Origin of the sequence: Hymenobacter sp. 15J16-1T3B (genome assembly GCF_020711235.1) — a bacterium.
Lineage (GTDB): Bacteria > Bacteroidota > Bacteroidia > Cytophagales > Hymenobacteraceae > Solirubrum.
This window is the reverse complement of sequence record NZ_JAJFAV010000010.1, coordinates 152,618-168,237: the sequence shown is the minus strand read 5'-3', so window position 1 is coordinate 168,237 and position 15,620 is coordinate 152,618. Positions and strand designations below refer to the sequence as shown.

At 69.0% G+C, this 15,620-nt stretch carries 13 protein-coding genes; 7 read left to right on the top strand and 6 right to left on the bottom strand.

From position 1 onward, the window contains the following. Positions 1 to 89: 89 nt before the first annotated feature. On the bottom strand, positions 90 to 1,478 hold the full coding sequence (locus LJ737_RS17465) for a sigma-54-dependent transcriptional regulator (RefSeq protein WP_227768034.1): 1,389 nt from the start codon (positions 1,476 to 1,478) through the stop codon (positions 90 to 92). A 249-nt stretch (positions 1,479 to 1,727) separates the two neighbouring features. Between LJ737_RS17465 and LJ737_RS17460 the strand changes: the two genes are divergently transcribed. The 3 genes from LJ737_RS17460 to LJ737_RS17450 all read left to right on the top strand — a co-directional run bounded on the left by LJ737_RS17460 (position 1,728) and on the right by LJ737_RS17450 (position 5,866). After that, entirely contained in the window at positions 1,728 to 2,210 is a 483-nt protein-coding gene (locus tag LJ737_RS17460) for a hypothetical protein (RefSeq protein WP_227768033.1), read from the top strand. Between the two features lie 95 nt (positions 2,211 to 2,305). After that, positions 2,306 to 2,746 (top strand): hypothetical protein, encoded by a 441-nt coding sequence (locus LJ737_RS17455; protein ID WP_227768032.1) that lies wholly within the window; start codon positions 2,306 to 2,308, stop codon positions 2,744 to 2,746. A 54-nt stretch (positions 2,747 to 2,800) separates the two neighbouring features. Then, positions 2,801 to 5,866 (top strand): M4 family metallopeptidase, encoded by a 3,066-nt coding sequence (locus tag LJ737_RS17450; protein ID WP_227768031.1) that lies wholly within the window; start codon positions 2,801 to 2,803, stop codon positions 5,864 to 5,866. Between the two features lie 90 nt (positions 5,867 to 5,956). Here LJ737_RS17450 and LJ737_RS17445 read toward each other — a convergent pair whose 3' ends face one another. The 3 genes from LJ737_RS17445 to LJ737_RS17435 all read right to left on the bottom strand — a co-directional run bounded on the left by LJ737_RS17445 (position 5,957) and on the right by LJ737_RS17435 (position 9,900). Further along, on the bottom strand, positions 5,957 to 6,580 hold the full coding sequence (locus LJ737_RS17445; RefSeq protein ID WP_227768030.1) for a hypothetical protein: 624 nt from the start codon (positions 6,578 to 6,580) through the stop codon (positions 5,957 to 5,959). A 176-nt stretch (positions 6,581 to 6,756) separates the two neighbouring features. Beyond that, on the bottom strand, positions 6,757 to 9,267 hold the full coding sequence (locus LJ737_RS17440) for a DUF349 domain-containing protein (RefSeq protein ID WP_227768029.1): 2,511 nt from the start codon (positions 9,265 to 9,267) through the stop codon (positions 6,757 to 6,759). A gap of 63 nt (positions 9,268 to 9,330) precedes the next feature. Continuing rightward, a complete protein-coding gene (locus LJ737_RS17435) occupies positions 9,331 to 9,900 on the bottom strand; it encodes a YqgE/AlgH family protein (RefSeq protein ID WP_227768028.1) in 570 nt (189 codons plus the stop codon). Between the two features lie 270 nt (positions 9,901 to 10,170). Between LJ737_RS17435 and pdxH the strand changes: the two genes are divergently transcribed. From pdxH to LJ737_RS17415, 4 genes are all read left to right on the top strand, one after another. Further along, positions 10,171 to 10,821: a pyridoxamine 5'-phosphate oxidase gene (gene pdxH, locus LJ737_RS17430; protein ID WP_227768027.1), complete on the top strand. Its 651-nt coding sequence runs from the start codon at positions 10,171 to 10,173 to the stop codon at positions 10,819 to 10,821. A gap of 120 nt (positions 10,822 to 10,941) precedes the next feature. Next, positions 10,942 to 12,240: a DUF1015 domain-containing protein gene (locus LJ737_RS17425; protein ID WP_227768026.1), complete on the top strand. Its 1,299-nt coding sequence runs from the start codon at positions 10,942 to 10,944 to the stop codon at positions 12,238 to 12,240. Between the two features lie 95 nt (positions 12,241 to 12,335). Beyond that, complete coding sequence (locus tag LJ737_RS17420; RefSeq protein WP_227768025.1) at positions 12,336 to 12,920, top strand: Maf family nucleotide pyrophosphatase; 585 nt, start codon at positions 12,336 to 12,338, stop codon at positions 12,918 to 12,920. Next, positions 12,917 to 14,653, top strand: a complete 1,737-nt coding sequence (locus LJ737_RS17415; protein ID WP_227768024.1) for a hypothetical protein — start codon at positions 12,917 to 12,919, stop codon at positions 14,651 to 14,653. The genes LJ737_RS17420 and LJ737_RS17415 overlap by 4 nt, the downstream gene beginning before the upstream one ends. Here the strand turns inward: LJ737_RS17415 and LJ737_RS17410 are convergent. Together LJ737_RS17410 and LJ737_RS17405 are read right to left on the bottom strand one after the other, a co-directional pair. After that, positions 14,650 to 15,324: a DAPG hydrolase family protein gene (locus tag LJ737_RS17410; RefSeq protein ID WP_227768023.1), complete on the bottom strand. Its 675-nt coding sequence runs from the start codon at positions 15,322 to 15,324 to the stop codon at positions 14,650 to 14,652. The two genes, LJ737_RS17415 and LJ737_RS17410, sit on opposite strands and share 4 nt — an antisense overlap. After that, complete coding sequence (locus LJ737_RS17405) at positions 15,321 to 15,614, bottom strand: hypothetical protein (RefSeq protein WP_227768022.1); 294 nt, start codon at positions 15,612 to 15,614, stop codon at positions 15,321 to 15,323. Before LJ737_RS17405 ends, LJ737_RS17410 begins: the two co-directional genes overlap by 4 nt. Positions 15,615 to 15,620 lie beyond the last annotated feature (6 nt).

Genomic DNA, 15,620 nt, shown 5'->3' with positions numbered 1-15,620 from the left:
GCAGTTGGTACGGGGCAAAGCTCCGCAGCGCCGCCTCCCGCCGCCTTGATTGCAATCAATATCTAGGCCCGGCCTGCGGGGCGCCGGGCCTAGCCCGCCAGGCCGTACTCTTGCAGCTTGCGGTAGAGCGTGGTCAGGCCGATGCCGAGCTGCCGGGCGGCTTCGGTTTTGTTGCCCTCCGTCTCGGCCAGCACCTGCCGGATGTGCCGGGCCTCGAGGGCGCGCAGGCTGCGGTCGTCGGGGCTGAAGCCGGGCAGGCCGGCGCCGGGCGCGGCGGTGGCGTGAAACTCGTCGGGCAGGTAGGCGGCGGCCAGCGGCTGCCCGTCGGGCGTGAGGATGGCGGCGCGCTCGAGCACGTTCTTCAGCTCGCGCACGTTGCCGGGCCAGTCGTAGCGTTGCAGCAGGCGCAGGCACTCCACGTCGAGGCCGGGCACGCGCTTGCTCATGCGGGCGGCGAAGTAGCGCAGGAAGTACTCGGCCAGGGGCTGCACGTCCTCGGGGCGCTCTTTCAGCGGCGGCACGGGGATGGTGAAGACGGAGAGGCGGTAGTAGAGGTCGGGGCGAAACTGCCCGGCGGCGGCTTCCTGCTTGAGGTTGCGGTTGGTGGCCGCCACCAGGCGCACGTCCACCTTGGTGGGCTTGGTGTCGCCGAGCTTGGTGAAGGTCTGCGTTTCGAGCACGCGCAGAAACTTGGCCTGCACCGACAGTTCCAGCTCCCCGATTTCGTCCAGGAACAAGGTGCCGCCCGAGGCTTCTTCCAGCAGGCCTTTCTTGTCGCCCAATGCCCCGGTGAAGGCGCCTTTCTTGTAGCCAAACAGCTCGGATTCCAGCAAATCCTTCGGAAACGCCGAGCAGTTGACGGCCACGAACGGCTTGCCCTTGCGCGGCGAGGCCTGGTGAATGGATTGGGCAAACAGCTCCTTGCCCGAGCCGGTGGGCCCTTCCAGCAGCACCGTGGCGTCGGTGGCCGCGACCTGCCGGCCCAGCGTCTTGGCCCGCTCCAGGGCCGGCGCGTGGCCGATCATCGACTCGAAGGAGTGCTGCTGGCCCACCTGCCGCTCCAGCTCGGCCACGCGGTAGCGCAGGCGGGCTTTGTCGGCGGCGCGCTCCACCAGCACCGGCAGCTGGTCGTTGGAGTCGCCCTTGGTGATGTAGTCGAAGGCGCCGTCTTTCATGGCCTGCACCCCGTCGATGATGGTGCCGTAGGCAGTCATCAGAATGACCTCCGCCAGCGGGGCTTTCTGCTTGAGGCGCGGCAGCAGCTGCACGCCGTGGGCGTCGGGCAGCTTCACGTCGCAGAGCACCACGAGCACCTGCGGGTGCTGGCCGAGCAGCTCCAGCCCCTCGGCGGCGTTGACGGCCTGCAGCACGTGGTAGTCTTCCAGCTCCAGCAGGCGGGCCAGCAGCTGGCGCAGGCGGGGTTCGTCGTCGATGATGAGAATGGTGCCTTGGGGCATGGCGCGGGCGGCAGACGGCATGAGGTAAACGAAACGGCGCAAAGGTGGGCCAAATTCTCAGGTTTGCCGCCGCGGCCGGCGCCCGTTCACATCTTCGGGGGATGCCGGCGTCCGCACCCGGCCGGCCGCCGGGGCCGAACCCGGCAGACTACCATTAACCCCGGATAAGCCACACATCATCGTGGCATTGAGCTGTATGTCAGCGCACAAGACCTTTGCAATAGTCGCCGCCACCCCGGCGGGCGGCTCCGCTCCTGCTCTTTCTGCGCTATGAAAACCAACCTTGTTTCTCCCTTGCTGGCCCTGCTCAGCGCCGGCCTGCTCGCGGGCCTGACGACCGGCTGCCAGCGCCCCGCCTTCAGCGGGCCCACGCCCACGGCGGCCGCCGCCCCCTCGGTGCGCCAGGTGCAGTTCGGCTACGGCAGCACCTACTCGGGCCACCGCACCACCTACACCCTGCAGGCCGACGGCGTGCTGCTCGCCCAGGCTGGCATTGGGCTGCGGCCCGGCGCCCCGAGCGCGGCGCAGCGGGTGGGTGCGGCCCAGACGCGCACCGTGCTGCGCCGCTTCGACGCGCTGCCGGCCGACAGCCTGTGCTTCGAGCAGCCCGGGCAGCACTACTATTTCCTAGAGGGCTACACCGAGGCCGGGCAGCCCGTGCGCCTGACCTGGGGCGCCGCCGACACCACCGCCCCGCACTGCGCCCGCGTGCTCTACCGGCAGTTGAACGCGCTGCTGCCCGCCAACCTGTAGCCGGCCCGGCCTCGCATGCTTGTGTGATTGACGAGCGGCGGGCGGGGCCCCCACCTTTGCAAGCCGCTGATTTCGCTTCCCATTCTGCCCCGTCCATGCGCCCCAGCCATTCGAATCACGCACTGCTCAGCCTTGCCGTAGCGCTGCTGCTGGGCTGCCAGCGCCCGCCGACGGCCAGTTCGGCCCGCAGCCTGCGCTTCGGCAGCGGCGGGGGCTTCGCCGGCCTCCAGACCACCTACGAGCTGTACCCCGACGGCCGGCTGACGCGCCGCACCAGCACCCCGGCCGCAGCCGACGCGCCCGCCACGCCCCTGCCGCCGCCGCCCGCGGCCCAGGTGCGGGCCTGCTTTCGGCAGCTCGACGCGCTGCCCACCGACAGCCTGCAGCTCGACCAGCCCGGCAACCTGACCTACTTCCTCGACGGGCAGACCCGCCGCGGCTGCCCGGTGCACCTGGCCTGGGGCGCCCCCGGGGCCCCGGCCCCGCACGCCGCCCGCGCCCTCTACCGCAACCTGCAGGCCCTGCTGCCGCGCTGAGCCCCGCCCGCGCGGCTCCTTCCCCGCTTACGCCCGACCCTTATTCCATTCCCCATGAAAACAACGTTAGCTCTGGCCGGCCTGCTCGCCGTCAGCGGTGCCTTCGGCGCGGCGCAGGCCCAAACCGCCCGCTTTAAACCCACGGCCCGGTCCCTCGCCCCCGCGGCCCGCCCGCGCATCAACGCCACTATCGACGGGGCCCGCGCCGCCGAGCTGCAGCGCAGCACCGGCCCGCACCTCGACGCCGCCCGCCTGTCCACCCTCGCCCGGCCCGTAACGGCCTCCTCGGGCCTCGGCGCCGTGCAGCTCTGGCGCGACGCGGCCTCGGGCCTGCCCGTATTTATCAGCGCCACCCCCAAAACGACCGACGCGGCCTCCCGCCCGGCCCCGGCCGATCCGGCGGCGGCCAGCTTGGCGTTCCTGGGTGAATTGCGGGCCGAATTGCAGGTGCAACAGCCCGCGCAGGAGTTTCGGGTGGGCGACATCAGCCGCGACGCCCTGGGCCAGACGCACGTGCGCCTCACCCAGCACTGGCGCGGCCTGCCCGTGTACGGGGCCGAAGTGGTGGTGCACCTCGACGGCCACAACCAACCCACGCGGTTTTCGGGCCGGCACTTCCGCACGCCTTCGGGCCTGACCAACCTGACGCCTGCCCTGGCGGCCCCGGCCGCCGCGGCGCAGGCCGAAACCGCCCTGCGCCGGCAAACGCACGTAGCCGCGCTTTCGGCCGACGTGCAGCGCCTGCTGGAGTACTCCGCGCCGCAGAGCGAGCTGGTGGTGTACCACCCCGAGCCCTACGCGGCGCCGGTGCTGGCCTGGCACGTGACCACCCGGCCCAACGTGCTGGAACGCTGGGAAACCTTCGTCGACGCGCAAACGGGCGCGGTGCTGCGCCAGTACGAGTCGTCGTGCGCGGCCAACGGCCCGCGCACGGCCTCGGGCACCGACCTGAACGGCACCGCTCGCACGCTCAACACCTACGAGTGGAACAACCGCTTCTACCTCATCGACGGAGCCCAACCGATGTTTAACCTGGGCCGCTCCACCATGCCCGACGAGCCGGTGGGCGCCCTGCTCACCCTCGACGCCAACAACACCCGCCCCAGCGCGCCCACCATCACCCACGTCAGCGGGGCCAACAACACGAGCTGGACCAACCGCTCGGCCGTGTCGGCGCACTTCAACGCGGCCACGGCCTACAACTACTACCGCAGCGTGTTCAACCGCAACTCCCTCGACGGGGCCGGCGGCACGATGATCAGCATGGTGCGCCTGGCCGAGGACGACGGCTCGGGCATGGACAACGCCTTCTGGAACGGGCGCTTCATTGCCTACGGCGAGGGCAACACCGGCTTCACCCCGCTGGCCGGCGGCCTCGACGTGGCCGGCCACGAAATGACCCACGGCGTGGTCGAGAAAACCGCCAACCTGGTCTACCAGGGCCAGAGCGGGGCGCTCAACGAGAGCATGGCCGACGTGTTCGGGGCCATGATGGACCGCGCCGACTGGCTGATTGGCGAGGACGTGGTGCGCACCTCGGCCTTCCCGAGCGGGGCGCTGCGCTCCTTGCAGGACCCGCACAACGGCGGCACCAGCCTGAGCAACCGCGGCTACCAGCCCCGCACCATGAGCGAGCTGTACACCGGCACCCAGGACAACGGCGGCGTGCACGTGAACAGCGGCATTCCGAACTGGGCGTTCTACAAAACCGCCACCGCCATCGGCCGCGACCACGCCGAGCAGATCTGGTACCGCGCCCTGACCACCTACCTCACCCGCTCCTCGCAGTTTCTCGACCTGCGCCTGGCCGCCATTCAAGCCGCTACCGACCTCTACGGCGGCTCCTCGGCCGACGTGACGGCCGTGCGCGCGGCCTTCGACGCGGTGGGCATCCTCGGCGGCACCACCCAGCCGCCCACGCACACGCTGCCCACCAACCCTGGGCAGGACTACATCCTGAGCTACGACACCAACACCGCCGACCCGGGCACGCTCTACCGCAGCAACACGGCTGGGGCCAACTTCCTGCGCCTCTCGACCACCGCGGCCATTTCCAAGCCCAGCCTCAACGACGCGGGCACGGTGGCCGTGTTCGTGGATGCCCAGCACCGCCTGCGGGCCCTGCAGCTGAGCCCGACGGTATCGGAAAGCATCATCCAAAACCAGCCGGTGTGGCACAACGTGGCCATTTCCAAGGACGGCACCAAGCTGGCGGCCGTCACCATGGCCCAGGACACCTCCATTTACGTGGTGAACCTGGCTAGCGGGCAGGCCGTGCGCTACATGCTTTACAACCCCACCTCGGCCGGCACACGCGGCACCGGCGTCATGTTTGCCGACGCGCTCGAATGGGATTACTCCGGCGAGTACCTGCTCTACGACTCCTACAACGTCATCAGCAACGCCCAGGGCCAGGACATTGACTTCTGGGACATCGGCTTCCTGCGCGCGTGGAACGCGGCCGGCAACACCTGGGGCGACGGGCAAATCCAGAAGCTGGTGCAGAACCTGCCCGCCGGCCTGAGCATCGGCAACCCCGTGCTGGCGAAAAACTCGCCCCACATCATGGCCTTCGACCTGCTCGATGCCAACGCGGGTACCAACGGCTTCAGCGTGATGGGGCTGAACGTGGAAACCGGTGCGGCGGGCACCATCTTCCAGGGCCTGAGCACGCCCGGCACGCCCAGCTACAGCAAGCTCGACGACAAAATGCTCTTCACGGCCTTCAACACCGCGGGCGACACGGTGGTGGCCGTTACCAACCTGCAGGCCGACAAAATCACGCCCAGCGGCACGGCCACGGTGCTCATTAGCGAGGGCAAATGGGGCGTGTGGTACAGCCAGGGCCAGCGCGTCGTCACCGCCGCCAAGGAGTCGGCCGCTACGGCCGTGCCCGGCCTGAGCGCTTACCCCAACCCCGCCCGCGAGGAGCTGACCCTGCAAGCCGACGCCGCGGCCGAAGCCACGCTCTACGACCTGCTGGGCCGCCCCGTGCGCACCGCCCGCCTACAGCCCGGCCGCCGCAGCACGCTGGAGCTGAACGGGCTGAGCGCCGGCACCTACGTGCTGCGCGCCACCGCCGGCGCGGCCACCTCCACCCGCATGATTGTGAAGCAGTAAACGTCGTTGGTGAAGCCAGTCAGGGCCCGGGCCACCGCGCGCAATGCGGTGGCCCGGGCCCTGCTGCTAGTGCGCGGGGCTCCGGCGTGCTTAGTCGCTGAGCCGGTCGACGTCGGTGAGCTGCCCTTTGTTTTTCATGCTCAGCAGATCCAGGTGGGTGAGCGTGACGGTTTCTTTGCCGAAGTAGTCGGGCTTGTTGAGCTTCTGAATGGGCTGCGCGTTATCGGTTTCGTACTCGTTGGCCACCACTTCCACCGTGTTGGCTTGGGCCTGCACCACCTTCAGCAAGGTGTAATTGTGAGTGGAATCGTCCCGCAAGGTGTAAATATCCCCCACCTGCGGCGCGGCCAAGAACGCCTCGTTGTCGTGCCCGTCACGGATGGCGGCGTCGGCCGTCCAAATGCCGGCGAGGGCCAGCACCGCCGCCCCCGACCACTGCCACCACGGCGCCCGCGTGGCTTTCTTCCGGGCGCGCACGGCCTGTTTCAGGGCTTCCGCCTCCGGGGGCAGCTGCTTCAGCTCCCAATCCGCCTGGCACCGCTGGCATTGGGCCACGGCCGGTTTGCCGTAGGGCAGCAGCGGCACCCAGTAAATGTGTACGTAGCGGCTGAATACGCTCACTTGCATTTCGTTGGCGGTGCGACAGGCCGGGCACGAAGCCCCGGGTAGCGGCTCGGTGCGCACGTGCGAGCCATTGGTTCCGTAGATAATCATCGTAATTACGCTCCAGGCAATAACTGGCAGCTTCCAAAGGTACTGCGCCGCCGAACCACAAAAAACCTGGCGGTCGGCGAAATGCTGCCGCCAAATTCCGTTCCTAGACCATGCCGGCGCAAAAAAAGGGCTCTGCAGCGTGCTGCAGAGCCCTTCTTAGTTGGTGGTAATCAGCCTCAGCTGCGCACCACGCGCAGCTGGCGCTTGAGTCGCTCGATGCGCTGCTTGGTCTCGTCGATGCGGCCCTGGTACTCCTCGCGCAGCTGGCCGGCGTTCTTCGAGCGGGCGAAGAAATCCAGGTTGGTCTGCAGCGTGGCCACGTCGTTTTCCAGCTCGTTGATGTCGCGGCGCAGGTTCTGCTCCTTGCGGTAGAGCAGCTGCTGGGCTTCGGGGTTCGACTTCAGGCGCTGCACCTCCAGCTGGAAGCGCTGCTCGTCGCGCTCGGCGTAGCTCAGGCCCGGGATGGTGTCGATGTACTTGCCCATCAGCTCTAGGAACTTCTCCTCGGCCTGCGCGGCGCTGCCGCCGCGGCGGCCCGGCTGCGGCAGTTCGCTTTGGCTCCACTCGGCCACCAGGGCCTGCAGGCCTTCCTGCGTGCCGGGGTTGTCCTCGGAGAGCACCGCCACCTGCGAGGCAATGGCGTCGAGGCGGGCGGCCTGCTCCTGCGAGAGCTGCTGCTGGTGCTGCTCGCGCTGGCGCGTTTCGGTCTGCTTCCGCTCAAAGAACGAGTCGCAGGCGGTGCGGAAGCGGTGCCAGATCTTGTCGGACTGCTTCTCGGGCACCCGGCCGATGTTCTTCCACTCCTTCTGCACCCGGATGACTACCTCGCGGCCTTCCTCCCAGTTGGGGTTTTCCAGCGCGGCCTCGGCTTGTTCGCACAGCGCGATTTTGGCCTTGAGGTTGCGGTTTTTCTCTTCGTCGAGGGCCTTGAAGAACTGGTTTTTGTGCTGGAAGAAGCCTTTGTAGGAAGCCCAGAACTGCTTGTTCATGGTTTCGGCCTGGCTGCGCGGCACGAGGCCGGCGGCGTCCCACTGCTCCTTCAGCGTCTGCAGCTCGTCGGTTTTGGCCCGCCACTCGTTCACGCGCTCGGTCTTGAACTCGCCGAAGGGCAGAATCTGGGCCAGCAACTCCTGCTTGCGCTGCAGGTTGGCGTTTTCCTGGGCCGAGCGGGCATCCACGAAGGCGCGCTTGCGGTTGTGCACCTGCTCAGAGGCCTGCAGGAAACGCTGCCACAGCGGCTCGCGCATCTCGTTCGGCACCGGGCCCACGCCCTTCCATTCCTCGTGCAGCTGCCGCAGCTCCGTGAGGGCCTTGTTGATGCTCGGCTGCTGCACCAAGTCCTCGGCGCGCTTGATGAGCGCTTCCTTGGCTTCGAGGTTGCGGCGGCGGTCCAGCTCCTTCATCTCGAAGAAGAGGCCGCGGTTGTTGTAGTAGATGTCGAGCAGGGCGTGGTAGCTGTTCCACAGCTCCTGCGACTGCTGCTGCGGCACCGGACCGGTGGCCTTCCACTCGGCCTGCAGGGTTTTGATGCGGGCCGACGAGTCCTTGGTTTCGGCCGACTCCACCAGCTGGCGCAGCTGCGACAAGAGGTGCTGCTTGTGCGCCAGGTTTTTGGCGCGCTGCTCGTCTTCGCTGCGGGCGTCGCGCACGCGGGCGTCGCGGTACTCCTGCATAGTGCGGGTTACCTCGGCGTAGTGCTCGGGGCCGCTGAAGCTGAAGTCCTCGGCGTTGTTGCCGGCTTCGGTGAAGCGCTGACGGGCCGCGCCGCGCTCCGAGCCCACGCCCTGCTCGTACTGGCGGTGCAGGTCGAGGATTTGGCGGCGGTTCTGGCGCGCGTCGGGGCGGCGCAGCAGCTCCAGCAGGTAAGCGCCCTGGGCCACGTGGTCGAGCTTGGCGAAGTCCGGGGCCGGCGTTTCGGGCACGTAGTCTTCGTCGTCCTCGTGGTGGGCAGCCACGTGTTCGGCGGCGTGGGCGGCCTCCGCAGCCGATTCGTTGTTGGAAGTCGGCAGGGCTGCCAGGGGCGCGGGAGCAGCTTCCAGGGCCTCGACCGAAGCCAGCGGCTGGGCGGGCAGCGTCACGGCCACGGGCTCGGTGGCCGGAGCCGGCGTTACGTCGGGCTGCGCGGCGGACACCGGCGGGGTGGTTTCGGAGGCGTGCGCTACCGCGCCGGGGCCTTCCTGACCGTAGTGCTCCTCGGCACGCTGTTGGGCAGCCGAAGGCGCGGAAACCTGCTCGGCTTCCGCGCGCTGCTGCTCGGCAAAGGCTTGGTTAGCCGCCGATTGACCCGGCGCAGGTGCAGTGGTGCTGGAAGTCAGCTCCGCCGCGGTCGGGTCGGTCGGCACCACCGGCGTCGACTCCGTGCCGGCCGTGCCGGGCGCGGCAGTCGGGTCGATGGCGGCCGGAGCGCTGTGGTCGGCGTGCTCGGTGATATCCTCCGCCGGAGCCGGAGCGGCCGGCTGCGCCGACGGCGAAGCAGCGGCTTCCACGTCGGGCCGGGCGACCGAAGCGGGCACGTCGGCCGGCGCAGCGGCGGCAGGGGTTTGGGGTTGCGGGTCAGCAGGGGCATCGTCAGCCGCGGCGCCTTGCTGGCGGGACTGCGCGATTTCGGCCAGCCGGCGCTCCAGGATGCTCATGGGATTATCCTGGTTCGACTCGGGGCGGTTGGGGGTTTCGTTCTCCGGTTGCATGGTTCTCTCTCGACAAACCCACCCGGCCGGCCGCAGCAGCGACCAGCCGGACAGGCTACATAATCAGTTCAGGCGCGGGTCCAGGGGGTAGTTCGACAGCACGCGGTAGCGCCCGCCTTTCTCGCGCAAAATGGCCTGCCAGAAGGCATCAGTGGTCAAAGTAAACACTTTCCCGGCAGCATTCGGGTGCACTATCCAAGTCTTTTCCTGCACTTCACCGGCCAGTTGCCCGGCCGTCCAGCCCGAATAGCCGACGTACAGGCGCAAGTTATTCTCCGTCAACTCCCCGGCCGCCACCAGGCCCAGCAACACCTCAAAGTCGCCGCCCCAGTACACGTCGTCGGCCAAGGGCTCGGCGCCGGGCAGGTCGGGGCGCCGGTGCAGGTAATGCAGGGTATCGGGCTGCACGGGGCCGCCCACGTGCAGGGGCAGCGTGGCGGCGGGGTGCTCGTCGCCGCCGGGCAGGCTCATCGCGTCGCCCAGGCGCACGGTGGTGGGGCGGTTGAGCATGAGCCCGAACGTGCCCTCTTCCTCGTCGTGGCGGCACAGCAGCACCACCGACCGCTCGAAGTTCGGGTCGCCCAGGAAAGGCTGCGATATCAGAAGGCTACCGCTGCGCAGGTTGGTGGCCATGACGAAGGCGAAATAAGGGGTGAACGATAAGACCACTGACGCCGGCAGGCCGCGCAAAGATGCGCGAAGAATCGGGCCCAGCAAGTTGGCGGCGGCTCTAACCCTTACGTTGGGCAAGGCCCCGCAGGTTCCATCCGCCGCGCCTCCTGCTACCAACCCCGGCCGCGCCCCTAAGGTTATTCGGGCCCCGGCCGACGGGGTGGAGCAGCACAAACGTAGCGTTGCCCCGCAAATTGCGCCTACTTTTGCCCCCCAACCTTTTGCCCGCCGATGCAAGACCAAGACCTCGCCAATCTGCGCAAAACCTACGCCCAGCGCGAGCTGGACGAAGCCGCTGCCGACGCCGACGCACTGCGCCAGTTCCGGAGCTGGCTCGACGAAGCCCTGCACGCCCACGTGGACGAGCCCACGGCCATGACGCTGAGCACCGTGGCGGCCGACGGCCAGCCCTCGGCGCGCATCGTGCTGCTCAAGGGCCTGCCCGACGACGCCGGCTTTCTGTTTTTTACCAACTACGACTCGCGCAAGGGCCGGGAGCTGGCCCAAGCCCCCAAGGCGGCCCTGACGTTTTTCTGGCCCGCGCTGGAGCGGCAAGTGCGGGTGGAGGGCACGGTGGAAAAAGCCCCGGAAGCCGTGTCGACGGAGTATTTCCAAAGCCGGCCGCACAGCTCACAGGTCGGGGCCTGGGCCTCGCCGCAAAGCCAGGTTATCGGCGGCCGCGAGGAGCTGGAGCAGCGCGAGCGGGACGTGGAACAGCGCTTCGCTGGGCAGGACCCGCTGCCGCGCCCCCCGCACTGGGGCGGCTACGTACTGCGCCCGCAGCGCATCGAGTTCTGGCAGGGCCGCCCCTCCCGCCTGCACGACCGGCTGGTGTACGAGCGCACCGCCACGGGCTGGCAGCGCAGCCGGCTGGCGCCCTGAGTTGATTAAAAATCAAAAATGAAGAATTAAAAATTGCATCCTATCTGCCTTGGGAGTGCCGGGCAGGCCGTGGACGCCTCTTCATTTTTCATTTTTAATTCTGCCTTTCTACTTGACCTAATGGCTGAAATTCAACCCGTCCGCGCCTGGCGCTACAACCCGGAGCTAAGCCAGCGCATCGACGATTACGTGTCGCCGCTTTTCGACGTGGTGTCGCAGAAGCAGCGCGAGGCGCTGTACCGCAACCCGCTCAACAGCATCCACCTCTCGGTGCCGCGCCCCGGGCCCGACCCGGCCGGCGAGGCCCTGCGCCGCCTCACCGAGTGGGAGCAGTCGGGGGTGCTGCTGCAGGACGCGCTGCCGGGCATTTACGCCTACTACCAGATATTCCGGCTGCCCGGCTCGCCGCGCGAGTACGTGCGCAAGGGCTTCATGTGCCACATCCGGGCCTACGGCTGGAGCGAAAACGTGGTGCTGCGCCACGAAAACACCCTGCCGGCGGCCGTCGACGACCGGGCCGAGCTGCTGGCGCGCACCCAGTTTCAAACCAGCGCCACCCACGGCCTCTACCGCGACGACGCCCACGAACTGGAGCGCTACCTCGACGAAGCCATCCAGGACCCGCTGTTTGAAACCGAGGACTACCAGGGCGTGCGCGACGTGCTGGCCGTGATTCAGGACGCCGAGGTGATTCAGCGCTTCCAGCAACTGCTGGCCGGACGGCAGGTCATCCTCGCCGACGGGCACCACCGCTACGAAGGCTCCTTGGCCTACCGGCAGGCCCGCATAGCCGCCGACCCCAACAACACCGGCGCCGAGCCCTGGCACTACCACCTGATGTACCTCACCAACGCGGCCTCGGACGATTTGCGCATTCTGCCCACGCACCGCCTGCTGCTGGAACTACCCGGCGGGCTCGGCGACGCCGCGTTTCTGGAGCGCCTGGCCGAGTTCTTCGTGGTCACGCCCAAGGACGACGCCTTCGACCTGCCCGAAGTTATTGCCGGCAAGCCCTGGGCGTTCGGCCTGTACCTTTCGGGCCAGCCCTACAAGCTGCGCCTGCGCCCGGAAGTGCACGCGCAGCTCGACTGGGACACCACCGCGGAGGTGAAACAGCTGGATTTGACGGTGTTGCACTACTTCGTACTGGAGCGCGTGCTCGGCATCGTCGGGCCCGACGCGCAGCGGCAGTGGGCGGGCGTGACCTACGTGCGCAACTTCCCCGAGGGCCTGCAGCGGGTGGATTCCGGCGAAGCCCGCGCCGCGCTCATCGTCAACGAAGTCACGATGGAGGAAGTGGAGCGCGTGTGCCACTCGGGCGCCGTGATGCCGCCCAAATCCACCTTTTTCTACCCCAAAACCCTCGGCGGCCTGCTCTTTACCAGCATCCGCGACGCCGAGCCGGTGGGCCTGCTGTAGGCGGCGCGGACCGCCTGCCATGCGTTGGCCCACCTCCGGCCTTACTTCCCTCACCACGCCCGCCGTTCGGCTGCTCATTCCACTTCGCCAACCCCATGCGCCTGATTCTCGCCTCCAATTCGCCCCGCCGCCGCCAACTGCTCACGGACTTGGGCCTGCGCTACGACGTGCGGCTCCAGGAAGTCGACGAGAGCTTTCCGGCCGAGCTGCAGCGGGCCGCGGTGGCCGAGTACCTGGCCGCCCACAAGGCCAGCGCATACCGGGCCGACCTGCAGCCTGACGAGGTGCTGCTGACCGCCGACACCATCGTGTGCCTCGACGAACAGGTGCTCAACAAACCCGTGGACGAGGAAGACGCCGTGCGCATGCTCACCCTGCTGCAGGGCCGCGCCCACGACGTGTACACCGGCGTGTGCCTGCTCACCGGCGCGGGCCAGCAGGTCGTGTTTTCGGACCAGACGCGGGTGCACTTCCGGCCGCTCACGGAGGCCGAAATCCGCCACTACGTGCAGCACTACCGCCCGCTGGACAAGGCCGGCGCGTACGGCGCGCAGGACTGGATCGGGCTGGTGGCCGTGACGCGGCTGGAGGGCTCCTACTTCAACGTCATGGGGCTGCCGGTGCACCGCGTGTGGGAGGAACTGCAGCGCCTCGGCGGCAATTGGCTCTTGGGCGCATGAGCCGCCCGGCCGCCTCGCCTGCCCCGGCGTTTTTCCTGGCGCTGGGGCTGCTGCTGGTGCTGGCCGCCTGCCTGGGGCCGGGCCTGATTTTCGGCCTGAGCCGGTACGCCGACGTGGAGCACCTACGCCACGTGCGCTACCACGACGCCACGTTCCGCTACTTCCCCATTCCGCTCACGCCCGCGGGCTACGGCCGGGCCAAACTGGCCTGGCTGGCGCTGACCGCGGGCAGCGCGGCCCTGCTACTGTGGCAGTGGCGCCGCCGGGGCCGCCTGTGGCGGGAGCTGCGGGGGTTGCGGCGGGAGTGGCGCTCGGCCCCGCCCCTGCTGGCGCCCTGGCGGCAGCTGCGCCCGGCCGAGCGCCGCACCGCCGGCGGGCTGCTAGGCCTGCTGCTGCTGGTGCGCGGCTACTACCTGCTGCGCTACCCGCTCTACGGCGACGAAGTGGTGACCTACCTGAGCTTCGTGCGCGAAGGGGGCCTGGCGGCCAGCAGCTTCTACCCCATTCCCAACAACCACGTCGGCTACAGCGTGCTGGGCTGGCTGTTCAGCCTGCTGAGTTCGAACTTCTACTGGAGCACCCGCCTGCCCACCTTCCTGCTCAGCGCGGCGGGCACGGCCGGCGTGGGCCTGCTCCTGCTGCGGCGCGCGGGGTTTCGGGTGGCGGCGCTGACGGTGCTGCTTTTCGGCTTCTTTCCGTACGCGCTGTTTCAATCGGTGGTGGGGCGCGGGTATTTTCTGCTGGGAATCTGCGCGCAGCTGGGGTTCGTGGCCGCGCTGGCCTTGCTGCAGGGCCGCCGGCGGCCGCGCCTGGCCTGGGCCGTGTTGGTGGGCAGCAGCGTGGCGGGGCTGTACGCCATGCCCTCGTACCTGCTGGTGCTGGGCAGCTTGGGCGCGGCCCTGGTGGCAGCAGCCGGGCGGCGGCCTGAGTTGCGCAGCCCGCTCGGGCTGGCCAGCCTCGTGGTGGGGGCCGCGGCCCTGCTGCTGTACGCGCCGGTGATGCTCGTGTCGGGGCCGCGGGCCTTGCTGGCCAACTCCTACGTGGCGCCCGGCGCCGGCTACACGGCGGGGCTCACAGCCTGGGATTTTCTGGTGCGCACCGACGGGCAACTGCTGGGAGGCGGCGCCTGGGCTGTGGTTGGCGTGGGCCTGATCAGCCTAGCAGCGCTGGTCCTTGCCTACCGGCGCCCCGCGTGGCGGCCCTTGGTGCTGCTGGCCTTAGCTCTGCTCTGGCTGCCCTACCTGCCGCTGCTGGCGCGGGGCGTGTACCCGCCGGCGCGGGTGCTGTCGTACCGCGTGTTTTTCCTGTTGCTGCTCCTCTCGCTGCTGCTCGACGAAGCCCTGCGCTGGCGGCCGTGGGCGGCCTGGCGGCAGCGGCTGGCTCTGAGCGTGGCCCTACCGGTGCTGGCCTGGGCGGCTCTGGCGGGCGTGGTGTTTCAGCGCCGCGCCGCGCAGGAAGCCACCCGTAACGAGCGGGTGGCGCAGGTGTACGCCTGGCTGCAAGCCCACGGTGCCCGCGGCGTGGTGGCCGAAGCGCCGCACTACCAGCTGTACCTGCGGTTCTTCAGCCAGACGGGGCCCGGCCGCCTGCGCGTTGACGCCACCCCGCAGCCGGGGGCCAGTTACCAGTATTATTTGGTAGACAAAGAACGGCGCTACCACTTGCGGCTGCCGACGCCCAGCGTCTTCGAGAACGAGGACGTAAACGTACATCCCTGGCCCATGAGCCGCTAACCGCCGGCGGCAGCCAACGCCGGCGCCCCTGCCTGGGCGTGCTCGGCCGCGTAGAGCAACGGCAGAAACTGCTCGAAGTGGCCGACTTCCTCCACGTTGTGCCGCAGCCAGGCGTAGCCCATGCGCGCCGAAAACCGCCAGCGCTGCAGCACCGGATTGAGCAGGTATCGTCCCGCCGGGCTTTCGTGGCCCACCTGCATGCGCGAGGTGTAGCGCGTGCCGCCGGCCGCCGGCTCAAACCAATGCTCCAGGCTGAATACTTCCAGCCCGAGCACCCGGCGCACCAGCCGGATGCCGGTTTGGTCGAGCTTGACCACCTCCTCGGTGCTGTCGACCAACATGCGCGGGTCGCCGCCGAAGGCCTCCACGATGCGGAAGCGGCTGCCCACGCCGGCCCCGCCGCGGGCATCGGGCCGGGCCAGCGCCCAGTGAATGTGGTCGACGGGGTGCCAGACGTGGTAGCGCGGGTACTGCCGGCCCTGCCACATCATCGGCTCGCCGATGTGGCGAAACCACCACTCCAGCATGAGCGGAGTCACGCCGCGCACCACTTCGTGCTCGATGGCCAACTCAAACGAGCCGTAGCGCAGGCGGCGAAAAGTGGTGCGGGCCGAGTGCAGGGATTTCAGCGGGCCGGCCACGGGGCGGGCCGGCAGCAATGACCAGCTCATGCGCGGTAGCCAGCAACGGGTGGAAACGGGGCACCGGTCGTGGTTTGGGGGGCTGACTCCGGCTGCCGGGGCTCGGCGTAGGCCCGCAGCAGCCGGCCCAGCGCCCGGATGGCCGAGGGCCGCGTGGTGGCCGGCCCGCGCCAGCGCGCCGCCAGCAGGGACCAGTCGGCGGGCGGGGCGGCGGGCAGCACCACCGACCCGAGGGGCCGGGGCGCCGCGGGCAGGGCGGTGGGCGCCAGCGGCTGGGTGGCGGCGAAGGGAAAGAGCAGCAGGCAGGCAAGCTTGTTCATAGCGGG

Bases quoted from the DNA above. Each gene is read 5' to 3' on its own strand.
- LJ737_RS17465 (WP_227768034.1), bottom strand. From the start codon at position 1,478: ATGCCGTCTGCCGCCCGCGCCATGCCCCAAGGCACCATTCTCATCATC.
- LJ737_RS17460 (WP_227768033.1), top strand. From the start codon at position 1,728: ATGAAAACCAACCTTGTTTCTCCCTTGCTGGCCCTGCTCAGCGCCGGC.
- LJ737_RS17455 (WP_227768032.1), top strand. From the start codon at position 2,306: ATGCGCCCCAGCCATTCGAATCACGCACTGCTCAGCCTTGCCGTAGCG.
- LJ737_RS17450 (WP_227768031.1), top strand. From the start codon at position 2,801: ATGAAAACAACGTTAGCTCTGGCCGGCCTGCTCGCCGTCAGCGGTGCC.
- LJ737_RS17445 (WP_227768030.1), bottom strand. From the start codon at position 6,580: ATGATTATCTACGGAACCAATGGCTCGCACGTGCGCACCGAGCCGCTA.
- LJ737_RS17440 (WP_227768029.1), bottom strand. From the start codon at position 9,267: ATGCAACCGGAGAACGAAACCCCCAACCGCCCCGAGTCGAACCAGGAT.
- LJ737_RS17435 (WP_227768028.1), bottom strand. From the start codon at position 9,900: ATGGCCACCAACCTGCGCAGCGGTAGCCTTCTGATATCGCAGCCTTTC.
- pdxH (WP_227768027.1), top strand. From the start codon at position 10,171: ATGCAAGACCAAGACCTCGCCAATCTGCGCAAAACCTACGCCCAGCGC.
- LJ737_RS17425 (WP_227768026.1), top strand. From the start codon at position 10,942: ATGGCTGAAATTCAACCCGTCCGCGCCTGGCGCTACAACCCGGAGCTA.
- LJ737_RS17420 (WP_227768025.1), top strand. From the start codon at position 12,336: ATGCGCCTGATTCTCGCCTCCAATTCGCCCCGCCGCCGCCAACTGCTC.
- LJ737_RS17415 (WP_227768024.1), top strand. From the start codon at position 12,917: ATGAGCCGCCCGGCCGCCTCGCCTGCCCCGGCGTTTTTCCTGGCGCTG.
- LJ737_RS17410 (WP_227768023.1), bottom strand. From the start codon at position 15,324: ATGAGCTGGTCATTGCTGCCGGCCCGCCCCGTGGCCGGCCCGCTGAAA.
- LJ737_RS17405 (WP_227768022.1), bottom strand. From the start codon at position 15,614: ATGAACAAGCTTGCCTGCCTGCTGCTCTTTCCCTTCGCCGCCACCCAG.